The organism is Pseudomonas graminis, from assembly GCF_900111735.1.
Lineage (GTDB): Bacteria > Pseudomonadota > Gammaproteobacteria > Pseudomonadales > Pseudomonadaceae > Aquipseudomonas > Aquipseudomonas graminis.
Genome location: NZ_FOHW01000009.1, coordinates 19138 through 33724, shown reverse-complemented (window position 1 = coordinate 33724; position 14587 = coordinate 19138). Strand labels below are relative to the sequence as shown.

14 protein-coding genes and 1 pseudogene are annotated in these 14587 nt (G+C 63.9%); all 15 read right to left on the bottom strand.

The annotated features are described in order from the left end of the window. Nucleotides 1-328 precede the first annotated feature (328 nt). Entirely contained in the window at nt 329-1078 is a 750-nt protein-coding gene (gene phnP / locus BMY98_RS09045) for a phosphonate metabolism protein PhnP (RefSeq protein WP_074887628.1), read from the bottom strand. After that, on the bottom strand, nt 1069-1635 hold the full coding sequence (phnN, locus tag BMY98_RS09040) for a phosphonate metabolism protein/1,5-bisphosphokinase (PRPP-forming) PhnN (protein WP_074887625.1): 567 nt from the start codon (nt 1633-1635) through the stop codon (nt 1069-1071). Before phnN ends, phnP begins: the two co-directional genes overlap by 10 nt. After that, complete coding sequence (locus BMY98_RS09035; RefSeq protein WP_074887622.1) at nt 1635-2798, bottom strand: alpha-D-ribose 1-methylphosphonate 5-triphosphate diphosphatase; 1164 nt, start codon at nt 2796-2798, stop codon at nt 1635-1637. The genes phnN and BMY98_RS09035 overlap by 1 nt, the downstream gene beginning before the upstream one ends. Continuing rightward, nucleotides 2792-3532 carry a phosphonate C-P lyase system protein PhnL gene (gene phnL / locus BMY98_RS09030; protein WP_074887619.1) on the bottom strand — a complete coding sequence of 247 codons (741 nt, stop codon included), beginning with the start codon at nt 3530-3532 and terminating at the stop codon, nt 2792-2794. Before phnL ends, BMY98_RS09035 begins: the two co-directional genes overlap by 7 nt. A 22-nt stretch (nt 3533-3554) precedes the next feature. Beyond that, on the bottom strand, nt 3555-4385 hold the full coding sequence (gene phnK / locus BMY98_RS09025; protein ID WP_074887616.1) for a phosphonate C-P lyase system protein PhnK: 831 nt from the start codon (nt 4383-4385) through the stop codon (nt 3555-3557). Then, nucleotides 4382-5263: an alpha-D-ribose 1-methylphosphonate 5-phosphate C-P-lyase PhnJ gene (locus BMY98_RS09020; RefSeq protein ID WP_074887613.1), complete on the bottom strand. Its 882-nt coding sequence runs from the start codon at nt 5261-5263 to the stop codon at nt 4382-4384. The genes phnK and BMY98_RS09020 overlap by 4 nt, the downstream gene beginning before the upstream one ends. Then, entirely contained in the window at nt 5260-6333 is a 1074-nt protein-coding gene (locus BMY98_RS09015) for a carbon-phosphorus lyase complex subunit (RefSeq protein WP_074887610.1), read from the bottom strand. Before BMY98_RS09015 ends, BMY98_RS09020 begins: the two co-directional genes overlap by 4 nt. Then, complete coding sequence (gene phnH, locus BMY98_RS09010) at nt 6333-6950, bottom strand: phosphonate C-P lyase system protein PhnH (protein ID WP_074887921.1); 618 nt, start codon at nt 6948-6950, stop codon at nt 6333-6335. The genes BMY98_RS09015 and phnH overlap by 1 nt, the downstream gene beginning before the upstream one ends. A gap of 26 nt (nt 6951-6976) precedes the next feature. Next, a complete protein-coding gene (gene phnG / locus BMY98_RS09005) occupies nt 6977-7459 on the bottom strand; it encodes a phosphonate C-P lyase system protein PhnG (protein WP_074887607.1) in 483 nt (160 codons plus the stop codon). A gap of 14 nt (nt 7460-7473) precedes the next feature. Next, on the bottom strand, nt 7474-8208 hold the full coding sequence (gene phnF / locus BMY98_RS09000; protein WP_074887604.1) for a phosphonate metabolism transcriptional regulator PhnF: 735 nt from the start codon (nt 8206-8208) through the stop codon (nt 7474-7476). Between the two features lie 39 nt (nt 8209-8247). Then, nucleotides 8248-9036, bottom strand: coding sequence for a phosphonate ABC transporter, permease protein PhnE (gene phnE / locus BMY98_RS08995; protein WP_074887601.1), 789 nt, complete (start codon nt 9034-9036; stop codon nt 8248-8250). Between the two features lie 90 nt (nt 9037-9126). Then, nucleotides 9127-10131 (bottom strand): phosphonate ABC transporter substrate-binding protein, encoded by a 1005-nt coding sequence (phnD, locus tag BMY98_RS08990; protein WP_074887600.1) that lies wholly within the window; start codon nt 10129-10131, stop codon nt 9127-9129. Between the two features lie 66 nt (nt 10132-10197). Beyond that, the gene (phnC, locus tag BMY98_RS08985) at nt 10198-11031 is read right to left on the bottom strand and encodes a phosphonate ABC transporter ATP-binding protein (RefSeq protein ID WP_074887597.1); all 834 of its coding nucleotides are present in this window, start codon (nt 11029-11031) and stop codon (nt 10198-10200) included. Nucleotides 11032-12604: 1573 nt separating this feature from the next. Further along, nucleotides 12605-13369, bottom strand: a complete 765-nt coding sequence (locus BMY98_RS28045) for a methyl-accepting chemotaxis protein (protein WP_420793071.1) — start codon at nt 13367-13369, stop codon at nt 12605-12607. Nucleotides 13370-13462: 93 nt separating this feature from the next. Beyond that, nucleotides 13463-14497: pseudogene (locus tag BMY98_RS28040) on the bottom strand (HAMP domain-containing protein); the annotation flags it as partial. Nucleotides 14498-14587: the final 90 nt, after the last annotated feature.

Sequence of the window (14587 nt, the reverse complement as noted above, 5' to 3'; positions counted from 1 at the left end):
GGCTCAACGGCAGCGCCAACTGACGGGTGATGGCGCTGGCTGACTGCTCCGCCGACTCGGTGCCGGCGGCCACCAGCTGGGGTTTGCCGCCCAGGGTCATGACCGCGAAAATCGCCACGGCCGTCAGAATCAGCAATGTCAGGATCCCCAAGGTCATTCGTCCAGCGATGCGGCGAGGAATCAACGACATGGTCAAGCTCCGAAGAAAATGTAGGGCTACATTTGCAACGGCCGTGACAGGCAAAAGTTGAAGCCGGGCAGGCGTTTATGCGACCTGGGCGACAGGAGGTCATAGGATGACTCGCCAACCGTCAACCCCGCGCCCTGCTCAGACCTCCATGGCGTCCCGCGCCACCCGAACATGGTCGGGCAGTTGCGCGGCATGCTCCATCAGCCACGCATCCAGCGTATGCCCGACATGGGTCAGCACCGCTTGCGCGGGCTTGAGCGCTTCAATGATCTGCAGCGCCACATTCACATCATTGTGGTTGCGCGGCGTTTGCGCCTGGGGCGGCATGGAGCAGTCGAGGATCAGCACGTCGAGCGCCTCGCGCTGCAAAAAGGCCTGGGTGTCATGGGGCAAGCCGACGGTGTCGGTGAGGTAGGCGATGCGCCTTCCCCCGCCTTCCAGCAGATAACCCAGTGTGGGTTTGGAGTGCAGCAGCGGCAGCGCGGTGACTTGCAGTTCGCCCAGGGCACGGCTTTCGAAGGGCATGAAGGGCTGGCTGAAATCGAGAATGCCGGGGTGCTTGTACAGGTCCGAAAGCCCTTCCGGGTCCACCGGGCCGTGCACCGGGATCACCAGGCCCTGCCCCCAGCGCAGGTGCAGCAGACCTTGAGCGTGGTCGGCGTGGTAGTGGGTTTGCAGGATGCCGCTGAGGCTGCGCGGCGGGAAGCGCTCGGTGAGGTCGGGCAAGCCACTGTCGATCAGCCAGCGTTGCTCGCCTAATTCCACCAGCGCGCAACACGGACGGCGGCGCAGGCGTTGGTCGGCGTGGGCGGCGCGACAGGCTGCGCATTCGCAGCCGTAGACCGGCACTTGCCGCGCATCCCCCGTGCCCAGCAGGGTCAGGCGCATGCGGGAGTGCGCTCCAGTCGCTGCAACAGTCGGGCAACCGTTTGCTCCAGCGCGCCGGAGTTGTCGAGCACGATCAACGATGGGTCGCTCGCCTGCACGTCGTCAGCAAATTGCGCGTTGCGCGCCAGCCGGGTTTCAATGTCATCAGCCGATTCCCGCGCCCGACTGAGCAAGCGCTCCCGCAATACCGATTGATCCACTGTCAGCAGCACCACCCACAGCGACGGATAACGCAACCGCGCCTGGGGCAGGTGCCCGCGCGAACCGTTGACCAGCACATCGTGCCCCTCGGCGAGCCATTGATCGATCTCTTTCGGAATGCCGTAATGCAGGCCGTTGGCGAACCAGTCGAGTGCAAACGCACCCTCGGCCTGCAGCGCCACGAAGCGCTCGACGCTGACGGCCTGGGCTGCCTCGCCCCTGGCTTCCGCCGACCGGGTGATGACCCGCCGCACGATCCGGCAGTCCCGCGCGGCCAATGCCTCGCGGGCCGCGTCCAGCAGGCTGTCCTTGCCCGAACCCGACGGCCCGATGAGATAGATCAACCTGCCTGCCATCAGAACACCCTCTTCGCTTGTCGCCAGACTTGTTGAATGATTGGCAGTGTGCCCAAAGCCCGGGCGTGGATCAGGTCGGCACGCAGGCCGACGCGGATTTCGCCGCGATCCTGCAAGCCCGCCGAACGGGCCGGCGCCAAGCTGACCGTGGTCACCGCCCGTGCCAGTCCCGCACCTGTCGACTCATCCGCTGCATCCAGCTGGGCGCCCAGGGTGAACGCCGCCTGCAACAGGCTGGCCGGATAGTAATCGCTGGAGAGAATATCCAGTAGCCCTTCTTCGGCCAATGTCGCCGCCGCGATGTTGCCCGAGTGCGAACCGCCGCGAACGATGTTCGGCGCACCCATCAACACGCTCATGCCCAGACGCCGGCAGCCCTGTGCGGCCTCAAGGGTGGTCGGGAACTCGGCGATGCTCATGCCGTAGGCCGCCGACTCCTCGACATGGGCCAGGGTGGCGTCGTCGTGACTGGCCACCGACAGGCCCCGTGCCAGGCAGATGTCGACGATGGCCCGGCGATAACGGTCGCTGTAGGTCTTCGAGTTGGCAACCTGCTCGACGATGAACGCGTCCATCTGCTCGCTGCTCAGGTGGTATTTGCCCATGTAGTACTCACGGTACTTGGATTCCAGGGCGAACTGGCGCTGGCCCGGCGAATGGTCCATGACCGAGACCAACTGCACCAGCGGCTGCTCGACCAGGTCGCGGAACACGCTCAGGGTGTCGGGGTGGCAGACTTCGCAGCGCAGGTGCAGGCGGTGCTCGGCGCGGGTCATGTCGGCAGCGTTTGCCGCGGCGATCGCCTCAATCATGCACGGCAGTTGCTGCATGCGCTTGCCCTTGGGATTGACGTCGCCGATGGACAGCGCGTCGAACACCGTGGTGATGCCCGCCGCGATGATTTGCGCATCGTGGCTCATCACCGCCGAGGCCGACGGCCAGTCCACACCGGGGCGCGGGCTGAGGTGCTTTTCCAGGTTGTCGGTGTGCAGCTCGACCAGCCCGGGCAGCAGGTAATCGCCATTGAGGTTCTGTGCCTGGGGCAACTGGCTGCTGCTGTCATCGACTTCGCTGATCAACCCGTCACGCAGCACCACGGTGCCGGTGAAGACGCGCTCGGCGGTGACGATCTTGGCGTTGGTCAGGATCTGTTCGTTCAGCATTCTTCGGTCTCCTTCACGCTCGACGCCATCGGCGCCTGCGGGTCAAGGTCGGGCGGGGTCATGTCCAGATGACGGTCGGACACCGCTTCCCGGGCCAGTCGGTCGTGGAAGATGCCGATCACCGCAGCGCCGGCGCCCTTCGCTTCATTGATCAGTTCGAGGACCACCTGGCGATTGCCGTCGTCCAGCGACGCGGTCGGCTCGTCCAGCAGCATCACCGGCCACGGCACCATGAAGCCGCGGGCGATGTTGACGCGTTGTTGTTCGCCGCCGGAAAACGTTCCCGGTGCCAATTGCCACAGCCGCTGGGAAATGTTCAGCCGGGCCAGCAGATGCTCGGCGCGGGCCTGGGCGTCTTCGCGTTTCCAGCCCCGGGCCAGCGCCGGTTCCATGACCACATCGACGGTGGCGACGCGTGGGATGACCCGCAGAAACTGGCTGACGTAGCCGAGGGTTTGCTGGCGCACTTGCAGCACCTCCCGGGGCGCAGCGCCCACCAGTTCCAGCCATTCGCCCTGATGCTGCACGCGAATGCTCCCGCCGGCTGGCAGGTAGTTGCCGTACAAAGTGCGCAGCAAGGTGCTTTTGCCCGCGCCGGAATGGCCGTGGAGCACCAGGCATTCTCCGCCGCCGACGGAGAAATTCAGGCCGCGCAGCACGTTGAGTACGACGCCGTTCTGCTGGTGCAGGGTGAAGGTTTTCGAGAGGTCACGGACCTCGATCAGCGTGTTCATTAAAGGCATCCCGAAAGTCGGATCATGGCTGCAGCACCGAAGACACCAGCAGCTGAGAATACGGATGTTGCGGGTCATCGAGGATCTGGTCGGTCAGGCCGGTTTCCACCACGTGGGAACGGCGCATGACCATCAGTCGATCGGCGAGCAGGCGGGCGACGGCGAGGTCGTGGGTGACGATGACCACCGCCAGGTCCAGCTCACGCACCAGCCCGCGCATCAAGTCGAGCAGACGCGCCTGCACCGACACGTCGAGGCCGCCGGTGGGCTCATCCATGAACACCAGCCGCGGGCCGGACACCAGATTTCGGGCGATCTGCAAACGTTGCTGCATGCCGCCGGAAAAGGTTCGCGGCAGGTCGTCGATGCGCGCCGGGTCGATCTCCACCTGATTGAGCCAGTCCAGCCCCGCCGCCCGCAGCGCCTGATAATTGCGCACGCCCTGGGCCATCAGCCGCTCGCCGATATTGGCCCCGGCCGACACCGCCATGCGCAGGCCGTCGCGGGGGTTCTGCTCAACGAAGCCCCACTCGGTGCGCAGCAAAGTGCGCCGCTCGGCCTCGCTGGCGCTGTACAGGTCCAGCCATTGGCCCGCATTTTTATGGGTGTCGGCGAGGCGGTAATCGATGACCCCTCTGTCGGGCGGGCAGCGGCCGCTGAGCAACGACAGCAGCGTTGACTTGCCCGAGCCGGACTCGCCGACGATGCCCAGCACCTCACCCGGATAAAGCTCGAAACTGACGTCCTGGCAGCCTTTCTCCGGGCCATACAACTTGGTCAGGCCGCGCACTTTCAGCAGCGGCTGGGTGCGATCGCTGACGGCATCACGGTCGATCTGTTGAGCGGCATTCATTGCACGGCCCTCCCCTGACTGACCCGCTGCGCGCAGTAGTCGGTGTCCGAGCAGACGAAACTCTGGGTGCCCTGATCGTCGAGGATCAGCTCGTCGAGGAACGACTCGTGGCTGCCGCAGATCGCACAGTTGTGTTCCCACTTCTGCACGTCAAAAGGGTGATCTTCAAAATCGAGGCTGGTAACGCGAGTGAACGGTGGCACCGCGTACAGACGCTTCTCGCGACCGGCGCCGAACAGCATCAGCGCCGGGCTCATGTCGAGTTTCGGGTTGTCGAATTTGGGGATCGGCGACGGGTCCATCACGTAGCGCTCGTCGACGGTCACCGGGTAGGCGTAGGCCGTGGCGATGTGGCCGAAGGTGGCGATGTCTTCGTAGAGCTTGACGTGCATGACGCCGTAATCATTCAGCGCGTGCATGGTGCGGGTCTCGGTTTCCGACGGTTCGATGAAACGCAGCGGCTCCGGAATCGGCACCTGATAGACCATGATCTGGTCGGCGTGCAGCGGCGTTTCCGGGATGCGGTGGCGGGTCTGGATGATCGTCGCTTCGGGGGTGCGTTCAGTGGTGGCGACCCCGGCGGTGCGGGCAAAGAACCGGCGAATCGACACCGCGTTGGTGGTGTCGTCGGCGCCCTGATCGATGACTTTGAGCACGTCCTCGGCGCCGAGGATCGCGGCGGTCAGTTGCATGCCGCCGGTGCCCCAGCCATAGGGCAACGGCATTTCACGGCCGCCGAACGGCACCTGGTAACCGGGAATCGCCACGGCCTTGAGCAGGCCGCGACGGATCATGCGTTTGGTCTGTTCATCCAGATAGGCAAAGTTGTATGCCTCGTCTCGCGGGGCCTGTGGACGGGGCTGCGTGGCGGCGTTCATTGAGCCGACTCCTTGGAGGGCGTGCGCAGTTTGCGGATCAGCTCCAGTTCGGACTGGAAGTCCACGTAGTGCGGCAGTTTCAGGTGCGAGACGAAACCGGCGGCCTCGACGTTGTCGCAGTGGGCGAGCACGAACTCTTCCTGCTGGGCCGGCGAGACGATTTCCTCGCTGTATTCCCCGGCGCGCAACGAGCGGTCCACCAGCGCCATGCCCATGGCTTTGCGCTCGGCATGCCCGAAGGCCAGGCCATAGCCGCGCGTGAATTGCGGCAGCTCGGTGGCGGAACCGACGAACTGGTTGACCATTTCGCACTCGGTCACCTCAATGGCGCCAATGGAAATCGGAAAGCCCAGCTCTTCCGGCTCGATCCACACCTCCACTTCACCGACGCGAATCTCGCCGGCAAACGGGTGATTGCGGCCGTAGCCCCGCTGGGTCGAATAGCCCAGCGCCAAGAGAAAGCCTTCATCGCCCCGGGCCAGCGCTTGCAGGCGCTCGGCGCGACTGGCCGGGTACTCCAGCGGCTCGCGGGTGATGTCGGCGACCGGTGCGCCGGTGTCCTGTTCTTCCTTGATCAGGCCTTCTTTGGCCAGCAACCCCAGCACTCGCGGACAGTCCTGGACGGCGGCGTCGGCCTGGGCCTCAGGGCCGGGAAATTCGCCTTCGGCCAGCAAGGTGAAATCCAGCAAACGGTGGGTGTAATCGAAGGTCGGGCCCAACAGCTGACCGCCCGGCACGTCCTTGAACGTGGCCGACAGTCGCCGGTTGAGCTGCATGGCCGAGGTGTCGATGGGCAGGCTGGCGCTGAAGCGGGTCAGCGTGGTGCGGTAGGCGCGCAGCAGGAAGATCGCTTCCACCAGATCGCCGGCCGACTGCTTGATCGCCAGCGCCGCCAGTTCGGCGTCGTACAGCGATCCCTCGGTCATCACCCGGGCGACGGCCAGGGGCAATTGCTGACGGATCTGTTCCACGCCCAGCTCGGCGACAGAGGTGTCGCCCCGGCGCTGTTTCGCCAGCAGTTTGTGGGCATTGTCGATGGCCTGCTCGCCACCCTTGACGGCGACGTACATCAGGCGGCTCCTTTTGACGTTTGGGGTTTGAACGCCACTTGGGTGCTGCGCGGCAGGCCGAGCAATTCGCTGCCGGCGACGAAGAACACGTCGATGCCGCGGGGGAAGTCATTGCGCGATTCCCGCTCCTGCCAGAACGCTTCCTGCAACGGCAGACTGACGTGGTTTTTGCTTTCGATGCCCGGCCCGCGCCACGCCAGTTGTGTGCCGCCCTGTAGGCTGGGCAACTGGACCAGCAGCGTGCAGGACTGATCGGGGTAGCGATCGTTGCCCAGGTCGAAACCGCTGAGGTCGTGCAACTGGCTGTCGTCGAGCAGCGCGAAGCGGGCGTTCTGCCGGTCGCTGACGATCGGGCAGCCGCAATGAAACGTCAGGTTGGCGCGAATGGCCTGGGTGTCGAACTTCGGCGCGAGCCACAGCGGCGTGTCGATATCCAACAGCGCCAGGCACAGCGCGTGACTGGCCGCGGCGAGGCCTTCCAGATGCGGCGGGGTTTGCGTGGCGAGCAGGCTTTGTGCGACACCCGGCCCGGCCAGCGCCTTGAGGGCGGCGCGAAAGCTGCGCTGGGCATCGAGCACCGGATCGGCGAATGCCGGCTGCAACAGCGAGGCGGGCAAGGATTCAGTTGCGAGAGAGGTGCTCATCAGTTTTCTCCTCTGACCAGGGTGAAGAAGTCCACTTTGGTCGCGGCGGTTTCGGCTTGTTGTTGGGCCCGGCGCACGTCTTGAGCGCGGGCCAGCGGGTCGATCAGGTCGCTGATCCAGTGCGCCTGTTGGGCACCCTGCAAATGCGCGTCGGCCAGGGCAGCGAGTTCGGCGTGGGCCTTGTCACGCCCGGCCAGGTAGCTGAAGCCGGTGCGGCCGTCGGCCAGGCGCACCACGCAACGAGTCACGGTCATCTCGCCGACGTTGAAGGGCGCACCGCTGCCGCCCATGCGGCCCCGCACCAGGGTCATGCCGATTTCCGGCGCGCGGATCAGTTGGTAGTCGGCGTCACGCAACGCGGCTTCGTGGGCCAGCAGTTCGGCGCGGCGGCTGCGCGAGAGCACGCCGATCCAGTGCTGGCGAGCGGCGTGGTCCGGTATTTGGGCGTCGGATGCGGTGGAGGAAGCGGGTGTGGCAGTCATCGAGGGCATCTCCGTCAGGTGACGATCTGATACTGGAAGCGGTCGGAGCGGCTGGTGGAATGGGCAATCTCCACCGGGTTTCCGTGCGCATCGTGGGAAAGGGTCAGCACTGTCAGCGCCGGCAAGTGGCGCGGCATCAGCAGCACTGCGGCCTCTTCGCGACTGGGCAGGCGCGCGCCGATCAGGCTGAAGGTCCGGCTCAACGGCAACTGCCGTTCGGTGAGGAACTGGCGCACCGAGCCGCTGACGTAGTCGGCGATCAACGAAGCGCGGGTGGCGCAGTAACGGTGGCGAATCAGGCACACCGGCTGGCCGTCGAGGCGGCGCAGGGTTTGCAGTTCGATCAGCGGCGCGTGGGGTTCGAGCCCCAGATGCCCGGCCTCTTCCACCGTCGCCGTGCAGTGCCGGCGTTGCAGCAGCACCGCTTCGACGCCATGGCCCAGCGCCGCGAGGGATTCGCTGTAGGCACTGTCGGCGGCAACCGGATATACCAGCGGACGCCCCAGCACCTGGGTACCTTTGCCCTGGCGGCGCAGCAGGCTGCCTTCGCGCACCAGTTCGTCGATGGCCCGGCGCACGGTGTGCCGGTTGACCTCGAAGCGCGCCGCCAGTTGGACTTCGGCAGGCAGGTATTCGCCGGCGGTGTAGCGGTCGAGTTCACTGCGCAGGGTCTGCGCGAGTTCGCGGTACATAGGCTCGCGATGCATGGGCTCGCGATGAAGCGGTTCGGTTTGTCTAGACAACTGCATGGCTAAAAAAAGGGTTCGCACCCTCTCCTGTCGTGGTCGTTAGATGAACTGCTTGCGCAGGCGCTGGGAGAAAATGTCGATAACGCTCACCACCACGATGATCACCAGCAGCACCGAGCAGGTCTGGGTGAACTGGAAGGCGCGGATGTTTTCCCACAGGATCACGCCGATCCCGCCGGCACCGACCATCCCCACCACCGTCGCCGAGCGCACGTTGGATTCGAAGCGGTACAGCGCGTAGGAAATCCACAGCGGCATGACTTGGGGGATGACCCCGAAGATCACTTCCTGCAAGGCACTGGCGCCGGTGGCACGCACGCCCTCGACCGGGCCGGGATCGATCGCCTCAACGGCTTCGGCGAACAGCTTGGCGAGCACGCCGGTGGTGCTGATCCACAACGCCAGGACACCGGCAAACGGGCCCAGGCCGACAGCCACCACGAAGAGCATGGCGAAGACCATTTCGTTGATCGAGCGGAAGGCATCCATGACCCGACGCAACGGCTGGTGTATCCACCACGGCGTGATGTTGTCGGCGCAGAGAATGCCCAGGGGCACCGAGCAGACGATCGCCAGCAGCGTGCCCCAGAGGGCGATCTGCACCGTGACAATCATTTCCTTGAGGTAGGCGCGCCATTCGTGAAAGTCGGGCGGGAAGAAGTCGGCGGCGAAGGTCGCCATGTTGCCGGAGTCGCGGTACAGCGCCAGCGGGTTCATTTCCGCGCCGTGCCAGGCCCAGGCCATCATCGCCAGGAACAGGCCCCAGCCCAGGTATTGCGGCCAGCTGCGCTTGCCGGCGGCTTCGATGTAAGCAGCATGAGTTGTCATAAAAAGTCCGGTTGCGAACGGGTGAAGCGTCATGACTGGCGCGCCGTGCCTGCACGGGTTTAAGCCATACAGGCAGGCGCGCCCCGTGCATCAACCCGCCTTGGCGGTGCCTTGTTTTTCCAGCTCGGAAATGCGGTCCTGCAGCTTCGCCAAACCCGCGTCGATGTCTTTCAGACGGGTGGCTTTTTCGTCGGCGCTGAGGGTGGTGCTGGCCGTGGTTTCAGTCTTCTGCTTGAACAGCTCGAGCTGGCGGATGGTCAGCAACTGGTCGTCCGAGGATTTGAGGAACTTGCCCATTTGCATGTTCTTCAGCACGGCCTTTTCTTCGTCGGTGTCGCCGTAGTTGGCGAAGAAGTCGCGGATCTTGTTTTTGTCTGCGTCGGACAGGCCCTTGCGCCAGACCATCGGGTCGGCCGGGATCAGCGGCGACTTCCAGATCACCTTGAGCAGCGCGGCCTTGTCCGGCTGGGTGACTTCCAGGCGGTCCCAGCTTTCGGTGTTGAAGGTGGCGACGTCCAGTTGCCCTTTGGCCACGCTGAGGGCGTTGACTTCATGACTGGAGTTCAGCGTGCGCTTGAAGGCGGTGGCGGCGTCGACGTGGTTCTGCGCGAACACGTAGTAGCCCGGCACCAGATAGCCCGAGGTGGAGTTCGGGTCACCGTTGCCGAAGGTCAGTTCCTTGGCGTGCTTGAGCATGTCCTCGACCGAATTGATCGGGCTGTCCTTGCGCGCAATGATCACGCTCCAGTAGCCGGGCGCACCGTTGGCGGCGGCGGTCTGGGCGAAGATTTCACCGCCGGAACGGTCCACCGCTTCCATGGCCGCCTTGTTGCCCAGCCAGGCCACATCGACCTTGTTAAAGCGCATGCCCTGGATCAGGCCGGCGTAGTCGGAGGCGAAGGTGGCGTTGACTTTCAGCCCGGTCTTTTTCGACATGTCGTCGATGAACGGCTGCCAGACGCTCTTCAGGTTCTGCGACGACTCGGTGGACATGATGCCGAAGTTGATGACGTTGTCGTCGGCCTGCGCAGTGCCCATCAGGCAACCGGCGACGACAGCGGCAGACGCGAAGACGCGCCCGATACGGTTCAACATGGGGAACTCCCGGAGCTGGTTTTGGTGTGGGGTTGGGTGTTGTCTGTTACCGGTGCCGTCACCGGGTCAGGCGCGGACCATCAGCAGTTGGGGCGTTCGCTGGGTGTCCCGCGCGCTGCCGTCGAACATCAGGCTGGTGTCGGCGTCGGCGCCGTACAGGTCGTTGAGGAACTGGCTGTTGAGCTCGGTGCCGTTGCCGTCGAAATGAATACGCCCGCCCTTGAGTGCCACGGCACGCGGGCAATAGCGCACGGCGTAATCCACCTGATGCAGAGTGACGACGACGGTCTTGCCGTCCCGGCGATTGATGTCGGCGAGGATTTCCATGACCTTGCGCGCTGACTCGGGGTCGAGGGAGGCAATGGGTTCATCGGCGAGAATGACTTCGGCCTGCTGGGTCAGCGCGCGGGCGATGGCCACCCGCTGCTGCTGGCCACCGGACAGGGTTGAGGCCCGCTGCGGCGCCAGGTCGGCAAGGCCAACGCGATCAAGGTTGGCCATGGCGCGGGCTTTCTCCTCGGCGTTGAACAGCCCCAGGCTGCCACGCCAGCGCGGCATGCGACCGAGGCAGCCGAGCAGGACGTTGTCCAGCACGCTGAGGCGATTGACGAGGTTGAATTGCTGAAAGATGTAGCCGATGTCGGCACGCAGACGGCGCACCTTGCCGTTGAGCCTGCCCGAGGCCTGGACTTCGCGACCCAGCACCTGGACGCTGCCGCCGTTGCTGCGATCGCAGCAGGCCAGACCGGCCAAGTGACGCAACAGCGTGGATTTACCGGAACCGGAAGCGCCGATCAGCGCGACCATCTCCCCGTGTTGTATAGACAATGCAAGGTCAACCAACGCGGTCTTTCGGGCGAATGTCTTGTTCAGGCGGTCGACGTGGATGGCTGCGGTCATAGGCTTCTCTGGTCTTGTGATTCCAGCGTCCTGCCGGGGTGAATGATCAGCCGCACGACCGTCCATGGCCGCGTTCGGTGCGAGTGACATTAGGGGCAGCCTGTGGCAGTTCCATGAATCGACGATGACTGTGGGGTTGCACTTCAGAGACGGTTTGCTACGGGACTTTTCGGGGGATTTCTGGACAGGTTGGCGCCCAAGGGCGATCTAGCCGCTGTGCGGGCTAGACAAGTTGCGCGGATGTTGAAGGCGGAATGGCGGAGTGATGGACGGGGCGGAAACAAATAATTCGTGCCGTTGGTCCGTTGGCAGAATGCGATGCCGCTAGTGGGACCGGCTTAAGCCGGGAAAGCGTCGGATGTCACGCCGTTGAATTGAGGGTGTTCACCCTGGCCTCTTCCCGGCTGAAGCCAGTCCCACTAAAAGCAGCGCGTACATTCAATGGAAATGACATCCGCCGGAACATTGCACGATGGGGCTGGCGGAACGCGATGCACTTAGTGGGACCGGCTTTAGCCGGGAAGACGTCGGCTGTCACGCCTCAAGATCCAGGGTGTGCAGACTGGCCCCCTCCCGGCTGAAGCCGGTCCCACTATGGGAAATGCATTTCGACCGTAGGAAGGGCTTTAGCCGGGAAGACGTCGGATGGCGCGCTGCGGGATTGAGGGTGTGCAGGCTGGCCTCTTCCCGGCTGAAGCCGGTCCCACTATGGAAATGCATGTCGACCGTAGGACTGGTTTTAGCCTGGAAGGCGTCGGATGGCGCGCTGCAGAATTGAGAATGTGCAGGCTGGCCTCTTCCCGGCTGAAGCCGGTCCCACTGTTGAAATGCATTTCGACCGTAGGACTGGCTTTAGCCGGGAAGACGTCGGGGGTCACGCCGCAAGATCCAGGGTGTGCAAACTGGCCTCTTCCCGGCTGAAGCCGGTCCCACTATGGAAATGCATGTCGACCGTAGGACTGGCTTTAGCCGTGAAGACGTCGGATGGCGCGCTGCGGGATTGAGGGTGTGCAGACTGGCCTCTTCCCGGCTGAAGCCGGTCCCACTATGGGAAATGCATTTCGACCGTAGGAAGGGCTTTAGCCGGGAAGACGTCGGATGGCGCGCTGCGGGATTGAGGGTGTGCAGACTGGCCTCTTCCCGGCTGAAGCCGGTCCCACTATGGAAATGCATGTCGACCGTAGGACTGGCTTTAGCCGGGAAGACGTCGGATGGCGCGCTGCGGGATTGAGGGTGTGCAGACTAACCTCTTCCCGGCTGAAGCCGGTCCCACTACGCGTGCTTTGATCTGCTTTTGATCTTCGTACACAAAAGGCTCAGTCACCGCCAATCGCGACTTGGGTGCAGGCTGAACGCAGGTCTTGCGGAGTGGGCCGAGCCGCAGGGATGCGGCGAGAGCGCCGTCAGGACATGGATGTCCGTTCGGCGCGGGCCCACGGAGCGGGACCGGAGTGAAGGGACCCCGAGGAACGAGGGGCCCAACCAGGAGCAGGCACTTTTGCTTACTTTTGGTGCTTTTCAAAAGTAAGTCGCCGAAGGCGAAACAGTCTGCCTCCAGGCAGACGCCCTTGATCTAGATCCTGAAGGTCCCAACCAAATGCTGCAGCCGCGCCGTCTGATGTTCCAGATGCGCACAAGCATCAAGCGTCGACTTAAGGTTATCGACCCCCTCCTGATTCAGCGTGTTGATCTCCGTAATATCGACATTGATCGACTCCACCACCGCCGTCTGCTCCTCGGTCGCCGTCGCCACCGACTGGTTCATCCCGTCGATCTCACTGATCCGGCGGGTCACACTGTTCAGGCGTTCACCGGCCTGATTGGCGATGGTCACGCTGTTCTCGCTCTGGCGCTGGCTCTCGGTCATGTTGATCACCGCATCGCGCGCGCCAACCTGCAACTCCTCGATCATGCCCTGCACCTGCTGCGCCGAATCCTGGGTGCGGTGGGCCAGGTTCCTCACCTCGTCCGCCACCACCGCAAAACCACGGCCCGCTTCCCCTGCCCGCGCGGCTTCGATAGCGGCGTTGAGCGCCAGCAAGTTGGTCTGCTGAGAGATGCCGGTGATCACTTCCAGAATCTGACCGATGTTCGCGGTCTTGTTGTTCAGGGTCTCGATGTTGGCGCACGACTCGCTGATCTTCTCGGACAGCTGATTCATCGCCTTGATGGTCTGGCTGACAACGCCCTGACCTTCGCTGGCCAGTTGCGTGGCCTCGCTGGAGTGCTGAGACGCCAGCGCAGCGTTCTGAGCGATTTCCTGGGCGGCGGCACCGAGCTGGTTGATCGCTGCGGCCACGCTGCTGGTACGGCTGGTCTGCTGATCGGAATTGCCCATCGACGAGTTCGAGGCACCGACCACGCGGGCCGCGACCTCACCCAGTTGCCCGGCGGTCGACGCCACTTCACGGATCGAGCTGTGAATACGCTCGACGAAACGGTTGAACGACTGCGCCAACGCGCCAAATTCATCCTGGGACACAATCACCAGACGCTTGGTGAGGTCGCCTTCCCCATCGGCCATGTCCTGCATCGCCCGGCCCATCTGGTGGAGCGGTTGCATCAGCACGCGGATAAGCAAGCCCAGCAGCAGCATGATGATCGCCACAGCAATGACCATGGCGAGAATCGCCGAAGAGCGGAATTCGCTGAGCATCGAATAGGCCGCGTCGCGGTCGAGGACCAGCGCCACGTACCAGTTCGCCGATGACAGGCCTTCCACCTTGGTGAACGAGATGATCTGCCCCTTGCCGCCGGACTCGATTTCCGTCACACCCGGCGCAATGCTCGGCGCGCCGTTCGGGTAGGCCTCGCTGACGTTCTTGAGGATCAGCTTGCTGTCGGGGTGGATCAGAATCTTGCCGTCGGCGCTGACGATGTACGCATAACCGTGGCCGCCGAAGTTCAGCGAGTTGATGGTCTTGCTGATGGCGTCCAGGGAAATGTCTGCGCCCGCGACGCCAATCATCTGCCCCTGCTGGCGCACCGGTGTCGCCAGTGTCACCACCAGCTTGCCCGACGACGCGGCGATGTACGGCTCGGTCACGATGATGCCCTGCGCCGCGTCGGCCGCCTTGTACCAGCCACGGGCACGGGGGTCGTAGTCGGCCGGGCGATTGCCCGTCGGCACGGAGAACATCACGCCGTCCTTGCTGCCGAAATAACTCAGCTGGAAATTGTCCGGGTACACCGGCAGACCGATCACCCGCTGCAGGCTGCTCACCGCCGGACCGTCAACCGCGATCTGCTGAGCCATCGAGTTGAGCAACTGCGTGCGGCTGTCGAGCCAGGTTTGAATGTTTTGCGTGGTCAAACTGCCCAACTGTTGGAGTTCGGAGGTGACGCGGCTCTTCAGGGTTTCACGTTGGCGATAGTCGTTCACCAGAATGAAACACGAGAAAGCAACTACCACTATCAGTGCAGCGGCCAGCAGGATCTTTCTGCTGAAACCCAGACGTTTGATCATATGCGTGTGTCCATAACCAGAGATGACAGCGACGAGAGTGCGATGCCGATAGGTGCGCTGCGCTTTGCACGGGGACTGCAGGAAAGAGAA

Bases quoted from the DNA above. Each gene is read 5' to 3' on its own strand.
- phnL (WP_074887619.1), bottom strand. From the start codon at position 3,532: ATGAACACGCTGATCGAGGTCCGTGACCTCTCGAAAACCTTCACCCTG.
- phnF (WP_074887604.1), bottom strand. From the start codon at position 8,208: ATGCAGTTGTCTAGACAAACCGAACCGCTTCATCGCGAGCCCATGCAT.
- BMY98_RS09035 (WP_074887622.1), bottom strand. From the start codon at position 2,798: ATGCTGAACGAACAGATCCTGACCAACGCCAAGATCGTCACCGCCGAG.
- phnG (WP_074887607.1), bottom strand. From the start codon at position 7,459: ATGACTGCCACACCCGCTTCCTCCACCGCATCCGACGCCCAAATACCG.
- phnP (WP_074887628.1), bottom strand. From the start codon at position 1,078: ATGCGCCTGACCCTGCTGGGCACGGGGGATGCGCGGCAAGTGCCGGTC.
- phnN (WP_074887625.1), bottom strand. From the start codon at position 1,635: ATGGCAGGCAGGTTGATCTATCTCATCGGGCCGTCGGGTTCGGGCAAG.
- BMY98_RS09020 (WP_074887613.1), bottom strand. From the start codon at position 5,263: ATGAACGCCGCCACGCAGCCCCGTCCACAGGCCCCGCGAGACGAGGCA.
- phnD (WP_074887600.1), bottom strand. From the start codon at position 10,131: ATGTTGAACCGTATCGGGCGCGTCTTCGCGTCTGCCGCTGTCGTCGCC.
- phnK (WP_074887616.1), bottom strand. From the start codon at position 4,385: ATGAATGCCGCTCAACAGATCGACCGTGATGCCGTCAGCGATCGCACC.
- phnE (WP_074887601.1), bottom strand. From the start codon at position 9,036: ATGACAACTCATGCTGCTTACATCGAAGCCGCCGGCAAGCGCAGCTGG.
- BMY98_RS28045 (WP_420793071.1), bottom strand. From the start codon at position 13,369: ATGGGCAATTCCGATCAGCAGACCAGCCGTACCAGCAGCGTGGCCGCA.
- BMY98_RS09015 (WP_074887610.1), bottom strand. From the start codon at position 6,333: ATGTACGTCGCCGTCAAGGGTGGCGAGCAGGCCATCGACAATGCCCAC.
- phnC (WP_074887597.1), bottom strand. From the start codon at position 11,031: ATGACCGCAGCCATCCACGTCGACCGCCTGAACAAGACATTCGCCCGA.